The sequence below is a fragment of the Pseudomonas sp. efr-133-TYG-103a genome, assembly GCF_030209235.1.
Taxonomy (GTDB): domain Bacteria; phylum Pseudomonadota; class Gammaproteobacteria; order Pseudomonadales; family Pseudomonadaceae; genus Aquipseudomonas.
Genome location: NZ_JARVSK010000013.1, coordinates 217,219 through 239,679 on the forward strand (window position 1 = coordinate 217,219; position 22,461 = coordinate 239,679).

The window sequence follows — 22,461 nt, forward strand, 5'->3', positions numbered from 1 at the left end:
GGCGTCATACGCTCAGGTCTGGAAATCCAGACGCCTCAGCGCTTGTGAGCCTTCACTTCGACTTCGCGCAGACGCGGAGCCAGCTTGTCGAGTACGCCGTTGACGAACTTGTGACCATCGGTCGAGCCATAGACTTTCGCCAGCTCGATGCCTTCGTTGATGACCACGCGATACGGCACGTCGATGCGCTCGAGCATTTCCCAGGTGGACAGGCGCAGTACCGCCAGTTCAACCGGGTCCAGTTCGTCGATGGTGATGTCCAGGCAAGGGGTCAGCGCGACGTCGATCTCGACCTTCTTCGCAGGAACCCCGTGCAGGATTTCGCGGAAGTAAGCGGCATCGACGTCACTGAAATCGTTGTCGACCCGAAACTGGGCTTCGATCTCGTTCAGCGACTGCTTGGCCATGTGCCATTGATACAGTGCCTGCATGGCAAGCTTGCGCGCGGCACGGCGCTTTTCACTCTTGGAGGGCTTGCCAGCATCGGCCGGGCGAGGGTCGCGCGGGTTGAACTGATCGCTTTCGTCGTTAATCACTTGGCCTCCAACTGCGCCAACAGGCTGACCATCTCGATGGCGGACAGGGCAGCTTCAGCGCCTTTGTTACCGGCCTTGGTGCCGGAACGTTCGATGGCTTGTTCGATGGAGTCGACAGTCAGTACGCCGAAAGCGACCGGAACGCCGAACTCCATGGAAACCTGGGCCAGGCCTTTGGTGCATTCGCCAGCCACGTATTCGAAGTGCGGAGTGCCGCCGCGGATGACAGCGCCCAGGGCGATGATCGCGGAGAATTCGCTGCGTTGGGCGACTTTCTGCACGACCAGCGGGATTTCGAAAGCGCCAGGCGCGCGGATGATGGTGATGTCGCTTTCGCTCACGCCATGGCGAACCAGGGCATCAACGGCACCGCTCACCAGGCTTTCCACGACGAAGCTGTTGAAGCGGCCAACCACCAGGGCATAGCGACCTTGGGGGGCGATGAAGGTACCTTCGATGGTCTTCAGGGTCATTCGGCTGAGTCTCGTGTTCTCGTATTAAAGAGCAAGCAAGCGCGCATTCGACGCGCGCGTGCAGGGATTTTAGGCCACGAATCGGCGACCGCAGGGACAAAAGCCGCGAAAACCCGGCGGGCTTCACGGCTGCTGACCTGCCGGTCTTTATTCGGAGGGCACGTATTCTACAACTTCCAGATCGAAACCGGATATCGCGTTGAACTTCATTGGCGAACTCATCAGGCGCATTTTGCGCACGCCAAGGTCGCGAAGGATCTGCGAACCGGCACCGACCGTGCTGTAAGTGGTCGGCGTCTTGATCGGCGAGCCACCGGCGGTTTCCCGCACATGTGCCAGAACGGCATCGCCGTCAAGGGGATGCCCCAGCAGCAGAACGACACCGCTTCCCGCGTCGGCAACCGCAGTCATCGCGGCCCGCAGGCTCCAGCGGCCGGGCTGCTTGACCATCAGCAGGTCGCGCACGGGGTCCATGTTATGAACCCGGACAAGCGTCGCTTCTTCAGCGCAGATCTTGCCCAGCGTCAGCGCCAGGTGAACGTCGCCTTCGACCGAATCGCGGTAGGTCACCAGGTTGAACTGGCCCAGTTCACTGTCCAGCGGCTGTTCGGCAATCCGCTGAACGGTACGTTCGTGGATCATCCGGTAATGGATCAGGTCGGCAATGGTGCCGATCTTGATGTTGTGTTCGGCAGCGAAAGCTTCGAGTTCCGCACGACGGGACATGGTGCCGTCGTCGTTCATCACTTCACAGATGACGCCGGTCGGCTCGAATCCGGCCATGCGCGCCAGATCGCAGGCCGCTTCGGTGTGACCGGCGCGGGACAACGTGCCGCCAGCCTGCGCCATCAGCGGGAAGATGTGGCCGGGGCTGACGATGTCTTCAGCCTTGGCGTCCTTGGCGGCTGCGGCCTGCACGGTGCGCGCACGGTCAGCGGCGGAAATACCGGTGGTGACGCCCTCGGCGGCTTCGATGGAAACAGTGAACTTGGTGCCGAAGCCCGAGCCGTTGCGCGGCGCCATCAGCGGCAGCTTCAGTGTTTCGCAGCGCTCGCGGGTCATCGGCATGCAGATCAGGCCACGTGCGTAACGGGCCATGAAGTTGATGTGCTCGGCCTTGACGCATTCGGAAGCCATGATCAGATCGCCTTCGTTTTCGCGATCTTCGTCATCCATGAGGATGACCATCTTGCCTTGGCGAATGTCTTCAACCAGTTCTTCGATGCTATTGAGCGCCACTCGGCACCCCCTTCGATTCAGGATTTGAGGTAGCCGTTGGCGGCCAGAAAGCTTTCGGTGATGGTGCCGCCTTGGGCGGGCGTCGGGTCGGCGGCCTTGTCACCGAGCAGCAAACGCTCCAGGTAACGTGCCAGCAGGTCGACTTCCAGATTGATCTTACGGCCCGGGCGGTAGTCGCCCATGATGGTTTCCGCCAGCGTGTGGGGAACGATGGTCAACTCGAACTCGGCGCCGTTAACGGCGTTCACGGTCAGGCTGGTGCCGTCGACGGTAATCGAGCCTTTGTGCGAGATGTACTTGGCCAGCTCGCGGGGTGCGCGCATGCGAAATTGAATCGCGCGGGCGTTTTCTTCACGGGAGAGCACTTCGCCGACGCCGTCGACATGACCGCTGACCAGATGCCCGCCCAGGCGAGTGGTCGGGGTCAGGGCTTTTTCAAGGTTGACGCGGCTGCCGGTCTTGAGATCGACGAACGCGGTCACATCGAGGGTTTCGCGGCTGACGTCGGCCCAGAAGCCATCGCCTGGCAGTTCGACCGCGGTCAGGCAAACGCCGTTGACTGCGATGCTGTCGCCGAGCTTGACGTCGGAAAGGTCGAGTTTGCCGGTCTCTACATAAACGCGGACATCGCCGCCTTTAGGAGTAATGGCGCGGATGCTGCCGATGGATTCGATAATGCCGGTAAACATGGGTCCTCCGGGAGAACAGGGCCAGCGCAGAAAGCGAAAGCCGGAATTATACGCTCGGGCCGTGAGCAGGTATCGCAATGACTCGCCAGTCATTACCGACCGCGCGCATTTCGATGATTTTCAGTTCCAGCGCCTCGCTCATCTGCGCCAGCGGCAGGTCCAGTAACGGGCGGGCCGATGAGCCCATGAACTTGCCGGCGACGAAAATCTGGAACTCGTCGACCAGACCCAGACGGGTGAACGCGCCCGCGAGTCTGGGGCCCGCTTCTACCAGCACGTCGTTGACGCCACGGGACGCCAGTTCGACCAGCAACTTGCGTAGATCGACATGCCCCCCACTGCTCGCCAGTGCGAGCATTTCGTGGCCTTCTTCGTGATACCGCTCGCGCGCCGAAGCCGCCGCGCACGTGACGACCAGCGCGCTGCCGGCCTTGAAAAAGGGCGCATCGAGCGGCACGCGCAGACGCCCGTCAACCAACACGCGCAGCGGCGGACGAGTGACCGCCAGCGCCGTCAATTCCGCGCTGAGGCCCAGCTCGTCGGGCCGAACGGTGAGACGCGCGTGGTCGGCCAGCACCGTGTCGGCGCCCGTCAGCACCACGCTCGATTGCGCCCGAAGACGCTGCACCGCCGAACGCGCTTGAGGTCCTGTGATCCACTGGCTCTCGCCGCTGGCCATGGCCGTGCGGCCGTCCAGACTCATCGCCAGCTTGACCCGCACGTAGGGCAAGCCGTGTTCCATGCGTTTGAGAAAGCCTTTGTTGATCGCCCGCGCTTCACCCTCCAGCACGCCGCTCTGCACGGCGATGCCCGCGCTCATCAGGCGCAGAAGCCCTCGACCGGCGACATCCGGGTTGGGGTCCTGCATCGCGGCAACGACACGCGCGACGCCGGCATTGACCAGCGCGTCCGCGCACGGCGGGGTGCGGCCATGATGGCTGCACGGTTCAAGGGTGACGTAGGCAGTGGCGCCCCTGGCTTTTTCCCCCGCATGACGCAGCGCGTAGACCTCGGCATGGGGCTCGCCCGCACGCACGTGCCAGCCTTCGCCGACAATCTCGCCGTCACGCACGATCACGCAGCCGACGCGCGGATTGGGGTGCGTCGAGTAGACGCCCTTGCGCGCCAGCTCCAGCGCTCGCGCCATATAAGCGGCGTCGAGCACGCTCTGCTCTGTGGGGGACATGCTCACTCTTTAACCGGCTCGCGGGCCAGTCGGTCGATTTCTTCGCGGAATTCGTTGAGGTCCTGGAACCGTCGATACACCGAAGCAAAGCGGATATACGCCACTTCGTCGAGTTTCTGCAGTTCGCCCATCACCAGCTCACCGACGATCAGCGACTTGACCTCGCGCTCGCCGGTCGCACGCAACTTGCTCTTGATGTGGGCCAGGGCCGCTTCGAGACGTTCGACGCTTACAGGGCGCTTTTCCAGCGCGCGCTGCATACCGGCGCGCAGCTTTTCTTCGTCGAATGGCTGACGGCTGCCGTCTTGCTTGATCAGACGCGGCAGGACCAGCTCGGCGGTTTCAAACGTGGTGAAACGCTCGCCGCAGGCGACGCATTCGCGACGTCGGCGAACCTGATCGCCTTCGGCAACGAGGCGCGAGTCAATGACTTTGGTGTCGTTGGCACCGCAAAAGGGACAGTGCATGGTGGCAGGCAACAAAAAAAGGGAGGGCCATGGTAGCGCATCCCGCTGGCAAGACAAGTCCGGGCCTTTGAGGTATACAGACGCGCATTCGCTGCAGCCAAAGTCGCCGCCCTCGGCGATACTGCTGATGCCCACCCGTATTTTGTTTTGCTGGAGCTGTTCATGACGCTACGTACGCTTGCTGTAATCAGCCTGGTCGGCCTGCTGGCTGCCTGTAGCACCGCTGAGCCGCCCAAGCCCGCCGCCCCGGCCAAACCTGCAATCAACGCCATCAAACTGCCGGACAGTCCGGGGCCCTTGCTGCCTTATCAGCGGGAATTGAGCGGCCAGTTGCTCGGTGTTCCGGCAGGCGCCGAGGTGGAGCTGGCGTTGTTGGTGATCGATGATCGCAATCGCCCGCAAAAACTGCTGAGCAGCACCAAGCTCACGGGCAACAATCAATCCCTGCCGTTTCAGTTGCGCTTCAATCCCGAAGCGTTTCCCCAAGGCGCCCGCGTCGAGTTACGTGGACGGGCCAGCCAGTCCGGGCAATTGATCCTGCATCTGCCGTCGGTGCTGATCACTCAGCCGACGACTCAGGCGCTGGGCCAGTTGCAGTTCGCCCCGGCGCCATGACTGCGCCGTCTCACCTTCAGGCTGCACTGAGCGATCTGTTGGGTGACGCACGTCTGGTGGCCGAAACGCTGCCCGGCACCGATCTGAAACTGTGGCTGATCGACGCCGACAACATGGATCGCGCGTTCAGCCCCGAAGAAACCCGACGAATTCTCGAAGAGCCGCCGTACTGGAGTTTCTGTTGGGCAAGCGGGCTGGCAATGGCCCGGTTCCTCGCTGAACACCCTCACTGGGTCGAGGGCAAGCGCGTGCTGGATTTCGGCGCAGGTTCAGGCGTGGCCGGCATCGCGGCAGTGAAGGCTGGCGCGCTCGAAGTGGTGGCCTGCGATCTTGATCCGATCGCCGTCGCCGCTTGCCAGGCCAACGCCGAACTCAATGACGTGCAGCTGGGGTATTCGACGGACTTTTTCGCCGAGACCGATCGTTTCGATCTGATCCTGGTGGCTGATGTTCTGTACGACCGGGCGAATCTGCCTCTGCTCGACCAGTTCCTGACCCGCGGCAGGCAAGCGCTGGTCGCGGATTCGCGGGTACGGGATTTTCAGCATCCGCTGTACCGACGGCTGGGCATTCTCGAGGCGCTGACACTGCCCGATCTGGCTGAGCCCTGGGAGTTTCGCAAAGTGAGTCTGTATCACGCGGCGCGCTGACCGGCGACTCAATGATGAACGCTCTGCCGGGGCGAGATTTCTGTCGCGCCAGTGACCCCGCTTCCGACAATCCCCGCAGCCCTTTATAGTTGGCGTCATTAGCGCCTATTTCGAGATTTGTGATGAGCCAGGAAACGCCGTACATCTTCGATGCGACCACCGCCACGTTCGATCAGTTGGTCATCGAAAATTCCTTTCATAAACCGGTGCTCGTGGATTTCTGGGCTGAGTGGTGTGCGCCGTGCAAAGTGCTGATGCCGCTGCTCAAGCAGATTGCCGAGAGCTACCAGGGCGAACTGCTGCTGGCCAAGGTCGATTGCGACGCCGAGCAAGACATCGTCGCCCGCTTCGGGATTCGCAGCCTGCCGACGGTCGTGCTGTTCAAGGACGGCCAGCCGGTGGACGGGTTTGCCGGCGCGCAGCCTGAATCCCAAATTCGCGCGTTGCTCGAGCCGCACGTGCAAATGCCGCCGCCCGCTGCAGCCGACCCACTGCAGACCGCTCAGGAGATGTTCGCCGCGAGTCATTTCGCAGAGGCTGAAGCTGTTCTGCAGACCATTCTGGCCGAGGACAACACCAACGCCGCCGCGCTGATTCTGTATGCCCGCTGCCTGGCTGAACGTGGCGAGCTGACCGAGGCGCGTGCCGTGCTGGATGCCGTGAAAGGCGACGAACACAAAGCGGCGTTGGCCGGTGCAAAGGCGCAATTGACCTTCCTGGGTGATGCCGCAGCGCTGCCGGATGTCGCAGACCTGAAGACGCGTCTGGCGCAGAATCCACAGGACGATGAGGCTGCGCATCAGTTGGCGATCCACCAGTTGTCGCGTCAGCAGTACGACGCGGCACTGGAAGGCTTGCTCAAGCTGTTCATCCGCAACCGCAACTTCAACGAAGGCCAGCCGCACAAGACGTTGCTGCAGGTGTTTGACCTGCTGGGCAATGATCACCCGCTGGTGACGACCTACCGTCGCAAGTTGTTTGCAGCGCTTTACTGACCTCACTCAGGTCCGCGGGGTTGACGATCCGCCTGACCGCTCTGTGTCAGGCAATCATCTGAGCGTCACTCGATCCAGTGATACACCGGCGCATCGCCATGGCTTTCGACTTTGACGTTGGCGCTGTGGCGCATGCGCACCATCAAACGCTTGCCTGCCGCCGTGCTGCCCGCCAGCCCCTCCAGTTGCCCCAGCAGATCCGGCCCGCTCATTTGCCCGGCTTTGCGCAGCAGGTCTTGCGCAATGTCCCAGACTGCATCGTTACGGCTGGCGACCGGTCTGGCTGCTGACTCGCTGACCGGTTGGCTCTCCTGCACTGGCACGCCGAGTTGAGCGCCCAGTCGAGCCCAGTCGCTTTCGTCCATTTCCACGGTCAGGTCCACAGGCAGGTCGCCAACGGTTCCACGGATTCGCAGCATGATGTGTGTCCTCTGGTTGACTGAGCGGCATGGTCCCATAGGATTATCCGCGCCGCACGTAATCCCCTGACACGGACACATCCCAGATATGTCGGGCAGCGCCAGGCTGGCTGACCCGATGCAATCCGGGGACAGGTCACGCTCATGGAGTCCCGGCGAAAAATTTAAGAACGGGCGAGCATTATTGTTATAAGATCACATAACAAATTTCAGACCTTCCTGCGGAGCCCTCTCACATGCGTCGTCTGCTTCTCGCTTTGCCCCTCGCGCTGCTTCCTCTGGCCATGACCCACGCGGCCGACGAACATGACCACGACCATGAACACGGCAGCCTCGGCGCTCACGTCCATGGCGTGGCGCGACTGGACATGGCGCTGGACGGCCGCACCCTGGAGCTTGAACTGGATACGCCGGCGATGAACATCGTCGGCTTCGAGCACGTGGCCACCACCGATGCAGACAAAATGAAGCTCGCACTGGCGCGCGAAACCCTGCTCAAGCCGCATGGCCTGTTCAGTATTCCTGAAGCGGCGGGATGCACCGTGGTCAAGCAGCAGCTCAACAGCCCGCTGTTTGGCGACAAAGACGACGAGCATGACCACGGCGATGGTGACGACCACGATCACGCCGAAATCCACGGTCACTATCAGCTCACTTGCAACGTGCCAAACGTGCTGAACAAACTTGATCTGACCCAGCTGTTCAAGAGCTTCCCGGCGACCCAGACCGTTCAGGTCCAACTGGTGACGCCGAAGCGTCAGATGGGTGCCGAAGTGCGCCCGAGCAATCCTGTGGTCAAGTTCTGACCAGCCTCGATGCACACGCGACCGGGACTTCCCGGTCATTCACCTCAAGATGTGATTCAGGCCATGACGCAAGCACTCATCGAACTCTCGGACCTGGGCTTCAACTGGCCGGGCCATCCGCTGTTGCTGGACATCCCGGAGTTTCGCCTTGAGCGCGGCGAAACCCTGTTCCTCAAAGGCCCCAGTGGCAGCGGAAAAACCACACTGTTGGGTCTGCTCGGCGGCGTGCAAAAGCCCGGTCGCGGCATTATCCGCCTGTTGGGGCAAGACCTGACGCAACTGTCGGCAGGTGCCCGTGACCGTTTTCGGGTGGATCACACCGGTTACATTTTTCAGCAGTTCAACTTGCTGCCTTTTCTGTCGGTGCGAGAAAACGTCGAGCTGCCCTGTCACTTCTCGGCCGTGCGCGCCGCCCGGGCGACCCAACGCCACGGCAGCGTTGCGCAGGCCGCAGCGACGCTGCTCGCCCACTTGGGTCTGAAGGACCCGCAACTGCTGGGGCGGCGCGCCGACGCGTTGTCCATTGGCCAACAGCAACGGGTGGCCGCGGCGCGCGCGCTGATCGGCCAACCGGAACTGGTCATCGCCGACGAGCCCACTTCCGCGCTCGATGCCGACGCCCGCGAGGCGTTCATTCAATTGCTGTTCGCGGAATGTCGGGAAGCCGGTGCCAGCCTGTTGTTCGTCAGCCATGACCAGAGTCTGGCGGCGCTTTTCGATCGCAATCTGTCGCTGGCCGAACTCAATCGCGCTGCCGTCGCTCCCGAGGTCTGAGATGTATCTTCTTCGCCTGGCGCTGGCCAGCCTCGCCAATCGCCGTTTCACTGCCTTTCTCACCGCCTTCGCCATCGCGTTGTCGGTCTGCCTGTTGCTGGCTGTCGAGCGTGTGCGCACCGAAGCACGCGCCAGCTTCGCCAGCACCATCAGCGGCACCGACCTGATCGTCGGCGCGCGTTCGGGCTCGGTCAATCTGCTGCTCTACTCGGTGTTCCGCATCGGTAACGCAACCAACAACATTCGCTGGGACAGTTTCGAGCACTTCGCCACTAGCCGACAGGTCAAGTGGGCGATCCCCATTTCCCTCGGCGACAGCCATCGCGGCTACCGAGTGATGGGCACCAATGAATCCTATTTCGAGCATTACCAGTACGGTCGTCAGCAACATCTGGAGATGGCCGATGGACGGCCGTTCGACACGGATCCTTTCGAGGTGGTGCTGGGTGCCGAGGTGGCCGACGCGCTGCATTACAAGCTCGGCGACAAACTGGTGCTGGCTCACGGCGTGGCGACCGTGAGCCTGGTCAAGCACGATGACAAGCCGTTTACCGTGGTCGGCATCCTCAAGCGCACCGGCACACCCGTGGACCGCACGCTGCACATCAGCCTGGGCGGCATGGAGGCCATTCACATCGATTGGCACAACGGCGTGCCGGCTCAGGGCGCTGGCCGGATCAGCGCCGATCAGGCGCGCAACATGGACCTGACGCCCACCGCGATCACAGCGTTCATGCTGGGTCTGAACAGCAAGATTTCCACGTTCGCGCTGCAACGCGAGATCAACGAATTCCGGGGCGAGCCGATGCTGGCCATTCTTCCCGGCGTTGCCCTGCAGGAGCTGTGGAGCCTGATGGGCACGGCCGAGAAGGCCTTGTTCGTGATCTCGCTGTTCGTGGTACTGACCGGACTGATCGGCATGCTCACGGCGATTCTCACCAGCCTCAACGAGCGTCGCCGCGAAATGGCGATTCTGCGCTCGGTAGGTGCGCGGCCCTGGCATATCGCCAGCCTGTTGGTGCTGGAAGCGTTCGCGCTGGCGCTCGCCGGTTCAGTCAGCGGTCTTGCGCTGCTGTACGTCGGCATCGCTGCGGCTCAGGATTACGTGCAGGCCAACTACGGTTTGTATCTGCCGTTGTCGCTGCCGAGCAGTTACGAATGGACGCTGCTGGGCGGCATCCTAGGTGCAGCGCTGCTGATGGGGACCGTGCCGGCATGGCGCGCCTATCGCCAGTCGTTGGCCGATGGCCTGTCGATTCGTTTATGAGGACGTCGTGATGCGCGCGCTGTGGATGTTTATTTGGTTACTGGTCGCGACGCCGATCTGGGCGCAAGACCTGCGGGTGCTGACCTGGCAGGAAATGATTCCGCCCGACGCGCCACCGGTGAAGCTGATCACCGCCCCCATTCATAACCTGTCCAGCATGGCGGATACCTTGTCGGTGGAGTCGGCACCTGCCGCTCACCAGCTGGCGCCCGATGCGCCGGTGGTGAAGTCACTGGACGGCCAGATGGTGCGTTTGCCTGGCTACATCGTGCCACTTGAGGTCAGCGAGGAAGGCCGCGTCACGGAGTTTCTGCTGGTGCCGTATTTCGGCGCCTGTATCCACGTTCCGCCCCCGCCGCCGAATCAGATCGTCCACGTCACCAGCGAGCTGGGGGTGAAAGTCGACGAGCTTTATCAGCCGTACTGGATCGAAGGGCCGATGCAGGTCAAATCCTCCACCAGCGAACTGGCTGATGCCGGGTACCAGATGGAAGCGGACAAAATCCTGGTGTACGAACTGCCGGATCAATAAACACTCAACGAGCAACACAAGTCCCTTTAGGAGCGCGCTTGCTCTGGGCCGCCATCGGACGGAGGCTGGTTTCCAACCACTGCATCTCTACAGCTTGCACCGGTCTCTTCCCGGCTAAAGCCGGTCCTACAGACGCGGCAGGCTTTCCGTAGGACCGGCTTTAGCCGGGAAGGCGTCGGGTGTTACGCCGCAGATCGAAGGGGGCGTCGAAGACAGTTGGCTCACGCCCACAGATTCATTTCATTTAACTGCTCATCCATTGAGCTGTGTCAAAACCCGCGCAGTAGACGCTTCGTAACATGAGGTATTCCTTTTAAATGCCTTTACGGAGCCCTCATGAACAAGTCCTTGCTCGGCGCGTCGCTTTTCGCGCTCGCACTTGGTGCCCCACTCGCCGCCCAGGCCCATCAGGCCGGTGACATCATCGTTCGTGCGGGCGCGGCCACCACCGCGCCTAACGAGGACAGCGGCAACCTGAAATTCGATGGCGTCAAGGCGCCGGGCACCAAGGCAACACTGGACAGCGACACCCAACTGGGCCTGACCTTCGCCTACATGCTGACCGATCATGTCGGCCTCGAGCTGCTGGCCTCAACGCCCTTTCAGCACACCGTTGCGGTCAAGGGCCTGGGCGCAGGGCTGGACGGCAAGCTGGCGGACGTGAAACAACTGCCGCCGACGCTGTCGCTGCAGTACTACCCGATGGATGCTCACTCAAAATTCCAGCCGTACGCAGGCCTGGGTGTGAACTACACCTGGTTCTACGACGAAAATCTGGCCAGTGACCGCAAAGCGCAAGGCATGAATAACCTGCACATCAAGAACTCGTGGGGCTGGGCCGGACAAGTGGGCATGGACTACATGCTCACTGACAAGGTGATGGTCAACGCCGCCGTGTGGTACGTGGACATCGACACCCAGGCCACGCTGGACGGCCCGTCAGCGTTGGGCGTCGGACGCACGAAGGTCAATGTGGACGTCGATCCGTGGGTTTACATGCTTGGCTTTGGCTACAAGTTCTGACGGTTACGCCGGGCACAAAAAAAGGCACCTTGAAGGTGCCTTTTTGCATTGTGCAGCTCAGCGCCCCAGCAACCGTGCCAGGCCCACTTTCAGCGGGGTCGGTGCCGGCACTGTGAAGCGCTCGAGCAGCCGCTGGTTGTTGGCCCGGGAATGCTTGATATCACCCGATCGAGGCGGCAGATAGGTGATCGCAGGCAGACTGCCGACCACGTGCTCGAACGCCGCGAGCAATTCATTCAGCGAGGTGGTGGCGTTCAGACCGACGTTGACCGCGCCCTCCTCCACGACCGGCTTCTCGAAACCCTGCACCACGAGATCGACCAGATCCTCGACGTAAAAGAAATCGCGGGTTTGCTCGCCATCGCCGAACACCGAGATCGGCAGGCCTTTCTCTGCACGCTCGGCGAAGATGCTGATCACACCTGAATACGGCGACGACGGATCCTGGCGCGGGCCGAAGATGTTGAAGAAGCGAAACACCACCGGCTCCAGACCGTGCTGGCGACGGTAAAAATCCAGGTAGTACTCGCTTGCCAGTTTGTCCGAAGCGTAGGGCGTCAACGGTGCCTTGGGCGTGTCTTCGACAATGGGCTGGCCTTCACCGTTATTGCCATAGACCGCCGCGCTGGAGGCAAACACCACACGCTTGATGCCGGCCTGACGCATGGCTTCGCACACGTTCAGCGTGCCAATGAAGTTGCTCTGGTGGGTTTTCACTGGATCATCCACGGACGCCTGCACCGACGCGACCGCCGCCAGATGCGCAACGGCCCGGCAGCCCAGCGCGGCACGTGCGACCAGTGCCGCATCGGCGACATCGCCTTCGATCAGCTCGAGCCGGGGATTGTCCAGCGGCAGGTTGCTGCGCTTGCCCGTCGACAGATCGTCGAGGATGCGCACGGCGTAACCTTTGGCGAGCAATGCGTCGGTCAAGTGTGAGCCGATGAAACCGGCGCCGCCGGTAATGAGGACAGGAGCATCAGACATGTCGGTAGTAGCGGTCCAATAAGCTGGGCAAACCGGCACGCCATGCGCGAGGCTTGATACCAAAAGTGTGGAGGATTTTCTTGCAGGCCAGCACGGCGTTCTGCGGCTCTTCTGCGGCGTCCGGGCTCGCGGCGTGCGCCTGAGCGGTCGGAGCTTCCACGGCCAGCGGACGCAACAGTCGCGCTTCGGTCAGAATGGCCTGGCCCAGCGCCAGCGGCGTAGTGGCTTCATGACCTGCATAATGGTAGGTGCCCCACAGCGGCGCAGCGCAATCGAGCTGCTTGAGCACTGAGATGATGACTCGCGCAGCATCGTCGACCGGGGTCGGATTGCCGCGTCGATCGTCGGCCATCAAAAGCTCTTCGGCCTTTTCGGCACGCGTCAGGAAACGTCCAAGCACGCCGTCGGCGCTGTTGTCGAGCAGCCAGCCGAAGCGCACCAGCACGTGCTGCGGGCAGGCCGCCCTGACACTTTGCTCGATGCGCCACAGTGCCTGGCCCCGGGAGCCGAGCGGCACCGGTTCGTCCTTTTCGCTGTAAGCCGTAGCCCGCGAACCGTCGAATACCCGATAGCTGGAGGGTTGAACAAGGATGATGTTGTGATGCTGGCACAGTTCGGCGAGACGCTCGACGGAGCGCTCCTGACTTTCCAACCGTTCGGCACTTACGCTCTGCGCCTGAAACCAGTCGAAATAATAAGCAAGATTGATCAAGGCATCCGGGCGGGTGTCATCGAGCAGTTGCGTCAGGCTGGCCGCATCCCAACCGTCTTGCGGTGGACGCGGAGCGAGGAAGCCAATGTCTTCCTCGGCACCCAGACGAATCAACGCCTGCCCAAGGGCATTCCCGCCGCCCAACAGCATAAGGCGCATTCGCATAGAGTCAGGAGGCTCTCAGAAAAATTCAGTGAAAAACGCCCGCAAACATAACACGTCGGTGGAATAACTCCCAACAGGTGGCCCGGCGATGCTGTGACGGCACGGGTTACCTATCGGCCTGAGCTTGCTCACGAAGGCTCGATGTCGGGCAACGCAGCTACGGCGGATGCACAGGCCTCTTCGCGAGCAAGCTCGCACCGGGTTTGAGGTGTTTGCGAGAGCGATGCCACTGCACGATTTTTGGTGGGAGTGAGCCAACTGTTTTCAACGCTCTCTTCGACCAATTGCGTAACACTAGACGCCTTCCCGGCTAAAGCCGGTCCTACGCAAAGCTTGCAGAGTTCGTAGGACCGGCTTCAGCCGGGAAGAGGCCGTTCCTGTCGGCAGAGGTCTGGTGGCTGACCTGCAGCCTTCGCGAGCGTGCCCCACCGAACGCGCAGCGATCAGCCGGCCCGCATCCTCGCCGATCACCGGTCCTTGCATCTACTGCTCGGCGCCCGCATAAATTTGTCCATGAACCTTCTCAAGACTCACGATCCGGTGCTCGACGCCTTTCACCCGGCCGTTGCCGCATGGTTCAGACAGACGTTCCCGGCTGTTACTGCGGCTCAGGCGCAGGCATGGCCGCTGATCAAGGAGCGTCGATCCACGCTGATCGCGGCGCCCACGGGCTCAGGCAAAACCCTGACGGCGTTCCTCGCGGTCATCGATGACCTGGTGCATCAGGGCCTGGCGGCTGGCGGCGCGCTGCCCGACCAGACCTTCGTCGTGTACATCTCGCCTCTGAAAGCGCTCTCCAATGACATCCAGATCAATCTGCAAAACCCGCTGAGCGGCATCACTGAGCAACTGAGCCGCCAAGGCCTGCCGGGGCTGCGCATCAGCACGGCGGTGCGCACCGGCGATACCCAACAGAAAGAGCGCAACGCGATGCGCAAGACCGCGCCGCATATTTTGGTGACGACGCCAGAATCGCTGTATGTGCTGCTCGGTTCCGATTCGGGTCGGCGCATGCTGGCCGGCACCCAGACGGTCATCGTCGATGAGATCCACGCCATTGCCGCCAGCAAGCGCGGCAGTCATCTGGCATTGAGCCTGGAGCGGCTGCAAGCGTTGTGCGAAAAGCCACTGCTGCGCATCGGGCTGTCGGCGACGCAAAAACCGATCGAGCGGGTGTCGCGCTTTCTGGTGGGCAGCGACCCGCTCAGCCGCCCTTGCGCCATCATCGATATCGGCCACGCGCGCCCCCGGGATCTGGCGATCGAAGTGCCGCCGGTGCCGCTTTCAGCGGTGATGTCCAACGATGTCTGGCAGTTGGTCTACGATCGCCTGGCAGCGCTTGCGCGAGAGCATCGCACGACGCTTATCTTCGTCAACACGCGACGTCTGGCCGAGCGCATGGCGCGGCATCTGAGCGATCGGCTGGGCAAAGAGGCCGTGGCTGCGCATCACGGCAGTCTAGCCAAAGAGCAACGTCTGGATGCCGAGCAACGGCTCAAGCGCGGCGATCTGCAGGTGCTGATCGCGACCGCATCCCTGGAGCTCGGGATCGATATTGGCGATGTCGATCTGGTGTGTCAGATCAGTTCGCCGCGCTCTATCGCAGCATTCCTCCAGCGTGTCGGACGTTCCGGTCACCATGTGGGTGGTACGCCCAAGGGACGACTGTTTGCCGTGTCGCGCGACGACCTGATCGAATGCGCGGCGCTGCTGGACTGTGTTCGCCGCGGTGAGCTGGACACCTTGCTGATTCCCAAAGCGCCGCTGGACGTGCTGGCGCAGCAGATCATCGCCGAGGTCAGTTGCCAGGAATGGCATGAAGACGCGCTGCTTGCGCTGTTCCGTCAGGCCTCACCTTACGCCGAACTCGACGAAGGCCATTATCAATCGCTGCTGAGCATGCTCGCCGAAGGTTACAGCGGGCGTCAGGGCGTGCGTGCGGCCTACCTGCATCGGGACGCCGTCACCCGCACCTTGCGGGGCCGGCGAGGCAGTAAGCTCACTGCTGTCACCAGCGGCGGCACGATCCCGGACAACGCCGACTACAGCGTGATTCTCGAACCTCAGGCCCTGAACATCGGCACGGTGAACGAAGATTTCGCGGTGGAGAGCATCGCCGGTGACATCTTCCAGCTTGGCAATACGTCCTACCGGATTCTGCGTATCGAATCAGGCCGCGTGCGGGTCGAAGACGCTCAGGGCGCGCCGCCCAACATCCCGTTCTGGCTGGGAGAAGCGCCGGGGCGCAGCGACGAGCTTTCATTTGCGGTGGCGCGCCTGCAGGCCGAGATCGATCAACAGCTCAGCGCCCATCCCGGCCAGATCCGCCCGTGTATCGACTGGCTGATGCAGACGCTGGGGCTTGATAGCGCCAGCGCCGAACAGATCGTCGATTATCTGGCTCGCGCGCACTCGACCCTCGGCGCCCTGCCCTCGCAAGACACCTTGGTGATGGAGCGCTTCTTCGACGAGTCCGGTGGCACGCAGCTGGTCATCCACACGCCTTTCGGGAGCCGGGTCAACCGCGCCTGGGGTCTGGCGCTGCGCAAACGTTTCTGTCGCACGTTCAACTTCGAACTGCAGGCCGCCGCCAGCGAAGACGCCATCGTGCTGTCGTTGTCCACCAGCCACAGCTTTGCGCTGGACGAGGTCTGGCGATATCTGCATTCCAACAGCGCCGAGCACTTGCTGATTCAGGCGGTGCTCGATGCGCCGCTGTTCGGCGTACGCTGGCGCTGGAACGCCGGCGTAGCGCTGGCGTTGCCGCGTTACACCGGCGGGCGCAAGGTCGCGCCGCAACTGCAACGCATGAAGAGCGAAGACCTGATCGCTACCGTTTTCCCGGACCAGATTGCCTGCCTTGAAAATCTGGTCGGCGAGCGTGAGGTGCCTGAACATCCGCTGGTCGAGCAAACGCTGGACGATTGCCTGCATGAAGCAATGGATGCAGACGGCTGGCTGGCACTGCTGAGGCGAATGGAAAACGGCAAGGTGCGCCTGATCAGCCGGGATTTGCCCGCGCCATCTCCGCTGGCGGCAGAGATTCTCAACGCCAAGCCGTACACGTTTCTCGACGACGCACCGTTGGAAGAGCGCCGCACTCAGGCCGTGCTCAATCGTCGCTGGAGCGATCCGGAGTCTGCCGATGACCTGGGTGCGTTGGACGTCGATGCAATCATGGCGGTGGCCGAAGAAGCCTGGCCGCAGCCACACAACGCCGATGAGATGCACGAGGCGCTGATGACCCTGGGCTGCGTCAGTGGCGTCGAGGCGCGCGAGCATGGCGAGTGGATGAGTTGGCTGGAGAGTCTGGCCCGCTCCGGACGAGCGACGCGACTGCAGGTCAATCCTGATCAAGCGCTGTGGATCGCGCTTGAGCGACTGACCTGTCTGCAGACGATTTATCCGGCCGCCGAAATGCATCCGCCTTTGGCGGCGCTGCCGGGTTTCGATGGAACATGGGATGCAGATCAGGCACGCATCGAGCTTGTGCGCGCACGCCTCAGCGGCTTCGGGCCGCTCACCCTGCCAGCCATCGCTGCCCCGCTGGCGCTCTCACCCGGCGAGGTGACTCAGGCGCTCGCTCATCTGGAGGCCGAAGGTTACGTTCTGCGCGGGCGTTTCGATCCCGGCGCCAGCGAGGAGCAGTGGTGCGAGCGCCACCTGCTGTCACGCATTCATCGCTACACCGTCAAACGTCTGCGCCGGGAAATCGAGCCGGTCTCGCTTCAGGATTTCATCCGCTTCCTGTTCGACTGGCAGCACCTGTCTGCCACGACACAGAGTCAGGGCAAAGCGGCATTGCCAGAGGTCGTCGATCAACTGGAAGGGTTTTCGTCAGCCGCGGGCGCCTGGGACAGCGATATTCTCCCGGCTCGGCTGAAGGACTATTCCCAAAGCTGGCTGGACGACCTGTGTCGCTCCGGCAAAGTGGTATGGATGCGCTTGAGCAGCCGCAACAAAGCCAGCACGGCTGCATTGCGCAGCACGCCCATTGTGCTGTTGCCCCGCACGCAGGTCCGCCTGTGGAGCGGGCTGACCGAACAACCGGCGCCGAGTGAATTGTCGTTGCGTGCCCAGAAAGTCCACGAAGTGTTGTCGGCCCACGGAGCCATGTTTTTTGACGAGCTCACCGGCGAGGCTCACTTGCTGCGCACCGAACTGGAAACTGCGCTGCAGGAACTGGTCGGCGCCGGCCTGGTGAACGCCGACAGCTTTGCCGGGCTGCGGGCGCTGATCACTCCCGCCAGCAAACGCGCGGCCCACACCAGCAGGCGCAATCGCGGAGCGTTCATCGGCGGCATGGACGATGCCGGTCGTTGGGCACTGCTGCGCCGGGCGCCGGCCGGTGAGGCCACAGCCAGGCAGACGCTCGATGCCGACACGCTAGAGCACATCGCGATGACCCTGCTGCGGCGGTATGGCGTGGTGTTCTGGCGCCTGCTTGAGCGTGAAGCCGACTGGCTGCCGACGTGGCGCGAATTGCTCAGAACGTTTCATCGCTTGGAGGCGCGGGGCGACATTCGCGGCGGGCGCTTTGTTGCGGGGCTCGCAGGCGAACAATTCGCGCTGCCAGAGGCAATCCCCTTGCTGCGAGAAGTCCGCAAACGTCCGCTGGACGGCAGCCTGATCGGCGTCAGTGGCGTCGATCCGCTGAATCTGGCCGGCACGCTGTTGCCTGGCGCAAAGGTGCCAGCAGTGGTCGGCAACCGCCTCGTGTACCGGGACGGCATACCGATCGCCGCGATCATCGCGGGCAAGCCGCAATACTGGGGCGAACTCAACGAGCACGACATGCTGGCGGTTCGGGATCGCTTGTTCAGGTAAACGCTGCCCGCTTGCTTGCACTCATTTCAAACCGGGCTTTCCGAACCGTCTTTGTTGACCACCGACGTCTTGCCCGGCACCGGCTGTTGCTCGTCGCCCTCATCCATCGCCGGGAATTGTCCATTGTGCGGACTCATCACCAGTTGTGGATAAGTTTGCGCGAAGCGAACATCCGTAGACTTATCCACAAGGCGCTTGAGCTTGTCGTTGAACGCTCGGCTGACCGCATATTGTCCACCGGATGATGTGCGGAACTGCGCGGTGATCACGATCCCGTTCATGTCCATGCGATCCAGACCGAACACTTCCAGCGGTCCTTGCAGCTTACTGGCCAGCAGGAAGTCATCGCTGATCGCCTGCCCGGCTTCGCGAATCAACGATGTCGCTGAATCCACGTCCGAATCGTAAGTGAACTGGAACGAGAAGAACGCGTAAGCGAATTGCCGCGACTGGTTCGTTACGGCCTTGATCTGCCCGAACGGCACCGAGTGCACGAATCCTTTGCCATCGCGCAGGCGCAAGGTGCGGATCGTCAGGCTCTCGACAGTGCCGGCATGACCCGAATCCAGCACTACCCAATCGCCAATGGAGATGGTGTCTTCGATGATGATGAACAGGCCCGTGATCACGTCCTGCACCAGTTGCTGCGAACCGAAGCCGATCGCCAGACCGACCACTCCGGCACCTGCCAGCAGCGGCGCGACGTTGATCCCCAGATTCGCCATGGTGGTGATCGTGCAGATCACCACCAGGATGATCTTGATCGCGTTACGCAGCAGCGGCAGGATCGTCTTCACGCGTGTGCTTGGCTGACGCGACGAGCGATGGTTGGCCGGCGGCTTCAGCGCTTCCTGAATCGCCGTGTCCATCACGACCCACAGCAGCCACGTCACCAGAAAGATCAGTCCGATGCTGCTTAGCGAATCACTGATCACCTTGCCCAATGCGTTGCGCTGAGCAAACTCGAACAGCGAAAAACCCCAGATACGGCCAAGCAATTCGATGAAGCCGATCGCCAGGCCGATGCGCAGCACTGCGTGCAACAGGCTGAGCAGCCGCTCTTTGTAAACGCGCCCGGTCCGCGCCTCGGCCGGCTTGAACATGTGCTGAAACAGCGTGCTTAGAAACACCGTACCAATCAGCAGGACGGTCGTAAGCAACGCGCAGCGCAACGCCTCCTGACTGTCTTCGCCGGCACCGATCAGATTCACCGCCGAGACCAGAATCATCAACAGGATCGGCAAGTGCCACAGGCTGGAAAAAATCTTGAGCGTCTGTTGCAGCGCAGGACGTGTCAGTCGCGCACTCAGCGGCCGGTTGCGAATCAGGTGCGCCACAGGACGACGCATTCTGATCACCACGATGCAGAACATGATCGACGCCATAAGCCCGGTAAACGCCGCGACACTGGTGGTCACGTTGCCGCCCAGTTGGCGGGAGATCTGTGGGCTGGTGAGCGCATCGCTCAATGCCGCGAGGAAACCGATGATGAACAGTGGATGAGGTGCGTAATTTCGAATGATGCGCACCGCGGCGCGCTTGTGACCGGAGTTGAACAGCACCACCACCGACATCAGCACGGACGTTGAGAAAATGCCGCTGCTGGTCGAGTACGCCAGGCAAAGCGCCAGCGCCCGACCGATCGAGGCTTGCATGAAGTGGCTGACATACAGCGTCAGCGGCAGGCAGATCAACGCTGGAATCATGAATGGCACGACGTAGCTCATCACGCCTTGCACGCGCACGCGAGTCGCCAGCGCGCGGTGCCGAGACAGGCGGGAAACGAGGAAAGCGCCAATACGGTTGAGCAAAACAAACGCGCCGATCCACACCACCGACAGGATCAGGAAGTCTCCGACAATGCTCCAGGGCGAGCGATTCAGCGGTTTGTTGACCAGCGCGTCCAGCTCATCGGCAGCGCGATCGGCACGCAACCGCCAGGAATCGAGCAAGTGAGCATCCAGATCGAGCTTGTTCTGAACACTGTCGATGCTGGAACTGATCGCTCCAAGCAATCCGCCCTTCACCAGAATTTCGGGTTTTGCGGGTTCATCTGCAGGGGCGGAATCAGCGGGAGCGCTGGACTGCGCGGTGGCAGGCGCAGGTGCCTCGGCAGCCTGAACGTTGATGCTGCCTAGACAGAACACCAGGCAGAACAGCAGAACAGATTTGAAATTCGACAAAACGCAGGTCACTCCTTCGGTCATGAGGGACGGCGAAATCAAAGCCCACAGAAACTGATCGAATTTCGTCCGGCAAGTTCGCCGTCAGCGGCAACCTTCATCCGCGTCCAGCGATTCAACACCGCGGATATTTTTATTTTCGAAAGTGCCTTGACCGAGGAGAACGATCGTTCTACCTTTTAAAGCATGAACACATCAACGACAGACACACGCGAAAAAATTCTCGCGACCGCCGAGCAACTGATCTACCAAAACGGCATCCAGGCCACGGGCATGGACCTTTTGGTGAAGACCTCCGGCGTGGCCCGAAAAAGTATTTATCGCTACTTCGCCACCAAGGACGAAGTCGCCGCCGCGGCGCTCCACGCGCGTGACGTGCGCTGGATGCACTGGTTCAAGACCGAAACCGACAAGGCGCAGACGCCTGAGGCGCGCATTCTCAATATGTTCGCCGTGCTCAAGGGCTGGTTTGAATCCGAAGGATTTTGCGGTTGCGCGTTCATCAATACGGCGGGCGAGATTGGCGACCCCAACGACCCGATTCGCCTGATCGCCAAACTGCACAAACAGAAGTTGTTCGACTACACGCTGCAGCTTTGCGAGCAGCTGGATATCGAGCAGCCATCAGCGCTGGCTAAACAGTTGCTGATCCTGATGGAAGGCGCCATCACCACCGCCCGCGTCATGGGTGATTACAGCGCCGCCGACAGCGCACGAGATGTTGCGCAGCTGTTGCTCCAACAGGCCTTGCTTTAACGGCCTGCGTGTCAAGAACGCTCCATTATCGCTGTACTTACTCTTTCCTGGAGGCTTAACCATGTCGTCCAATGCCCAGACTCGCCCGCCACTTCCCCCCTTCACTCGCGAATCCGCCATCGAAAAGGTCCGTCTGGCCGAAGATGGCTGGAACAGCCGCGATCCGGAGAAGGTTTCGTTGGCCTACACGCTCGACACCAAATGGCGCAATCGCGCCGAGTTCGCCACTAACCGCGAAGAAGCCAAAGGCTTTCTGACGCGCAAGTGGGCGAAAGAACTCGACTACCGCTTGATCAAAGAGCTCTGGGCATTCACCGACAACCGCATCGCGGTCCGTTACGCGTACGAATGGCACGACGACTCAGGTAACTGGTACCGGTCCTACGGCAACGAAAACTGGGAATTCAACGAAGACGGGCTGATGGCCAACCGTTTCGCGTGCATCAACGACATGCCGATCAAGGAGTCCGAGCGCAAATTCCACTGGCCACTGGGTCGCCGTCCTGACGACCACCCTGGCTTGTCGGATCTGGGGCTGTAATTTTCAGGAAACTTCCCAATGAAAAGCCCCCGGCAGCTGAGCTGTCCGGGGGCTTTTTCGTTCGATGATCAGCTGCGTTTACTGGAGCGGATCAGAACGGGATATCGTCATCGAAGCTGTCGAAATCCGGAGCCGGTTGTGGCGCCTGTTGTGGAGCTGGACGCGATTCGCGTTGTGGCTGAGGAGCAGCCTGCGGACGCGATTGCTGTGGACGAGGTGCGGAATTCTGATAACCGCCACCGCCTTGGCCTTGTGGAGCGCCTTCGCCTTGCGGACGACCGCCCAGCAACTGCATGGTGCCTTGCATGTCGACGATGATTTCAGTGGTGTAGCGCTTGATGCCGTCTTTTTCCCACTCGCGGGTCTGCAGCTTGCCTTCGATGTAGACCTGCGAGCCCTTGCGCAGGTACTCACCGGCGATCTCTGCGACTTTGCCGAACATGGAGACGCGGTGCCATTCGGTCTTCTCGACTTTCTGGCCGGTCTGCTTGTCGGTCCACTGCTCGCTGGTCGCCAGACTCAGGTTGGTCACGGCATTACCGTTAGGCATGTAGCGAACTTCGGGATCCTGGCCGCATGTGCCGACCAATATGACTTTGTTAACCCCACGGGCCATAAC

General features: G+C 61.6%; 22 protein-coding genes. 11 read left to right on the top strand and 11 right to left on the bottom strand.

Annotation, left to right across the window (positions count from 1 at the left end; genetic code table 11):
• Positions 1 to 35: 35 nt before the first annotated feature.
• The 6 genes from nusB to nrdR all read right to left on the bottom strand — a co-directional run bounded on the left by nusB (position 36) and on the right by nrdR (position 4,590).
• Positions 36 to 536 (bottom strand): transcription antitermination factor NusB, encoded by a 501-nt coding sequence (nusB, locus tag QRN36_RS12365; protein WP_093468949.1) that lies wholly within the window; start codon positions 534 to 536, stop codon positions 36 to 38.
• Entirely contained in the window at positions 533 to 1,009 is a 477-nt protein-coding gene (gene ribE, locus QRN36_RS12370; RefSeq protein ID WP_074756916.1) for a 6,7-dimethyl-8-ribityllumazine synthase, read from the bottom strand. Before ribE ends, nusB begins: the two co-directional genes overlap by 4 nt.
• A 147-nt stretch (positions 1,010 to 1,156) precedes the next feature.
• The gene (ribBA, locus tag QRN36_RS12375) at positions 1,157 to 2,248 is read right to left on the bottom strand and encodes a bifunctional 3,4-dihydroxy-2-butanone-4-phosphate synthase/GTP cyclohydrolase II (protein ID WP_285424329.1); all 1,092 of its coding nucleotides are present in this window, start codon (positions 2,246 to 2,248) and stop codon (positions 1,157 to 1,159) included.
• Between the two features lie 17 nt (positions 2,249 to 2,265).
• Positions 2,266 to 2,937, bottom strand: a complete 672-nt coding sequence (locus QRN36_RS12380) for a riboflavin synthase (protein WP_062384719.1) — start codon at positions 2,935 to 2,937, stop codon at positions 2,266 to 2,268.
• 46 nt (positions 2,938 to 2,983) lie between these two features.
• Complete coding sequence (gene ribD / locus QRN36_RS12385; protein WP_285424330.1) at positions 2,984 to 4,123, bottom strand: bifunctional diaminohydroxyphosphoribosylaminopyrimidine deaminase/5-amino-6-(5-phosphoribosylamino)uracil reductase RibD; 1,140 nt, start codon at positions 4,121 to 4,123, stop codon at positions 2,984 to 2,986.
• Between the two features lie 2 nt (positions 4,124 to 4,125).
• Positions 4,126 to 4,590, bottom strand: a complete 465-nt coding sequence (nrdR, locus tag QRN36_RS12390) for a transcriptional regulator NrdR (protein ID WP_165869747.1) — start codon at positions 4,588 to 4,590, stop codon at positions 4,126 to 4,128.
• A gap of 162 nt (positions 4,591 to 4,752) precedes the next feature.
• Here nrdR and QRN36_RS12395 point away from each other — a divergent pair, with 162 nt between their 5' ends.
• The 3 genes from QRN36_RS12395 to trxA all read left to right on the top strand — a co-directional run bounded on the left by QRN36_RS12395 (position 4,753) and on the right by trxA (position 6,850).
• Complete coding sequence (locus tag QRN36_RS12395) at positions 4,753 to 5,205, top strand: YbaY family lipoprotein (protein ID WP_285424331.1); 453 nt, start codon at positions 4,753 to 4,755, stop codon at positions 5,203 to 5,205.
• Positions 5,202 to 5,855, top strand: coding sequence for a methyltransferase (locus QRN36_RS12400; protein ID WP_285424332.1), 654 nt, complete (start codon positions 5,202 to 5,204; stop codon positions 5,853 to 5,855). Before QRN36_RS12395 ends, QRN36_RS12400 begins: the two co-directional genes overlap by 4 nt.
• 122 nt (positions 5,856 to 5,977) lie before the next feature.
• The gene (gene trxA, locus QRN36_RS12405) at positions 5,978 to 6,850 is read left to right on the top strand and encodes a thioredoxin (RefSeq protein ID WP_285424333.1); all 873 of its coding nucleotides are present in this window, start codon (positions 5,978 to 5,980) and stop codon (positions 6,848 to 6,850) included.
• A 65-nt stretch (positions 6,851 to 6,915) separates the two neighbouring features.
• Here the strand turns inward: trxA and QRN36_RS12410 are convergent, their stop codons facing one another.
• Positions 6,916 to 7,269, bottom strand: coding sequence for a hypothetical protein (locus tag QRN36_RS12410; protein WP_093468928.1), 354 nt, complete (start codon positions 7,267 to 7,269; stop codon positions 6,916 to 6,918).
• Between the two features lie 236 nt (positions 7,270 to 7,505).
• Here QRN36_RS12410 and QRN36_RS12415 point away from each other — a divergent pair, with 236 nt between their 5' ends.
• The 5 genes from QRN36_RS12415 to QRN36_RS12435 all read left to right on the top strand — a co-directional run bounded on the left by QRN36_RS12415 (position 7,506) and on the right by QRN36_RS12435 (position 11,671).
• Positions 7,506 to 8,075, top strand: coding sequence for a DUF2796 domain-containing protein (locus QRN36_RS12415; RefSeq protein WP_285424334.1), 570 nt, complete (start codon positions 7,506 to 7,508; stop codon positions 8,073 to 8,075).
• A 63-nt stretch (positions 8,076 to 8,138) separates the two neighbouring features.
• On the top strand, positions 8,139 to 8,849 hold the full coding sequence (locus QRN36_RS12420; protein WP_285424335.1) for an ABC transporter ATP-binding protein: 711 nt from the start codon (positions 8,139 to 8,141) through the stop codon (positions 8,847 to 8,849).
• Between the two features lies 1 nt (position 8,850).
• Positions 8,851 to 10,116, top strand: a complete 1,266-nt coding sequence (locus tag QRN36_RS12425) for an ABC transporter permease (RefSeq protein WP_285424336.1) — start codon at positions 8,851 to 8,853, stop codon at positions 10,114 to 10,116.
• Between the two features lie 25 nt (positions 10,117 to 10,141).
• Positions 10,142 to 10,648, top strand: coding sequence for a DUF3299 domain-containing protein (locus tag QRN36_RS12430; RefSeq protein WP_373568739.1), 507 nt, complete (start codon positions 10,142 to 10,144; stop codon positions 10,646 to 10,648).
• A 336-nt stretch (positions 10,649 to 10,984) separates the two neighbouring features.
• Positions 10,985 to 11,671 carry an OmpW family protein gene (locus tag QRN36_RS12435; protein WP_285424338.1) on the top strand — a complete coding sequence of 229 codons (687 nt, stop codon included), beginning with the start codon at positions 10,985 to 10,987 and terminating at the stop codon, positions 11,669 to 11,671.
• 57 nt (positions 11,672 to 11,728) lie between these two features.
• Here the strand turns inward: QRN36_RS12435 and QRN36_RS12440 are convergent, their stop codons facing one another.
• The gene (locus QRN36_RS12440) at positions 11,729 to 12,658 is read right to left on the bottom strand and encodes an NAD-dependent epimerase/dehydratase family protein (protein WP_285424339.1); all 930 of its coding nucleotides are present in this window, start codon (positions 12,656 to 12,658) and stop codon (positions 11,729 to 11,731) included.
• Entirely contained in the window at positions 12,651 to 13,535 is an 885-nt protein-coding gene (locus QRN36_RS12445; RefSeq protein ID WP_093468909.1) for a sugar nucleotide-binding protein, read from the bottom strand. Before QRN36_RS12445 ends, QRN36_RS12440 begins: the two co-directional genes overlap by 8 nt.
• Before the next feature lie 513 nt (positions 13,536 to 14,048).
• Here QRN36_RS12445 and QRN36_RS12450 point away from each other — a divergent pair.
• Complete coding sequence (locus QRN36_RS12450) at positions 14,049 to 18,362, top strand: DNA glycosylase AlkZ-like family protein (RefSeq protein ID WP_285424340.1); 4,314 nt, start codon at positions 14,049 to 14,051, stop codon at positions 18,360 to 18,362.
• A 26-nt stretch (positions 18,363 to 18,388) separates the two neighbouring features.
• Here QRN36_RS12450 and QRN36_RS12455 read toward each other — a convergent pair whose 3' ends face one another.
• Positions 18,389 to 20,569 carry a mechanosensitive ion channel family protein gene (locus QRN36_RS12455; protein ID WP_285424341.1) on the bottom strand — a complete coding sequence of 727 codons (2,181 nt, stop codon included), beginning with the start codon at positions 20,567 to 20,569 and terminating at the stop codon, positions 18,389 to 18,391.
• A gap of 162 nt (positions 20,570 to 20,731) precedes the next feature.
• Between QRN36_RS12455 and QRN36_RS12460 the strand changes: the two genes are divergently transcribed.
• Both QRN36_RS12460 and QRN36_RS12465 read left to right on the top strand, forming a co-directional pair.
• Positions 20,732 to 21,301, top strand: a complete 570-nt coding sequence (locus QRN36_RS12460; protein WP_285424342.1) for a TetR/AcrR family transcriptional regulator — start codon at positions 20,732 to 20,734, stop codon at positions 21,299 to 21,301.
• A gap of 61 nt (positions 21,302 to 21,362) precedes the next feature.
• A complete protein-coding gene (locus QRN36_RS12465) occupies positions 21,363 to 21,842 on the top strand; it encodes a nuclear transport factor 2 family protein (RefSeq protein WP_285424343.1) in 480 nt (159 codons plus the stop codon).
• A 91-nt stretch (positions 21,843 to 21,933) separates the two neighbouring features.
• Here QRN36_RS12465 and QRN36_RS12470 read toward each other — a convergent pair whose 3' ends face one another.
• On the bottom strand, positions 21,934 to 22,458 hold the full coding sequence (locus QRN36_RS12470; RefSeq protein WP_062384510.1) for a single-stranded DNA-binding protein: 525 nt from the start codon (positions 22,456 to 22,458) through the stop codon (positions 21,934 to 21,936).
• Positions 22,459 to 22,461: the final 3 nt, after the last annotated feature.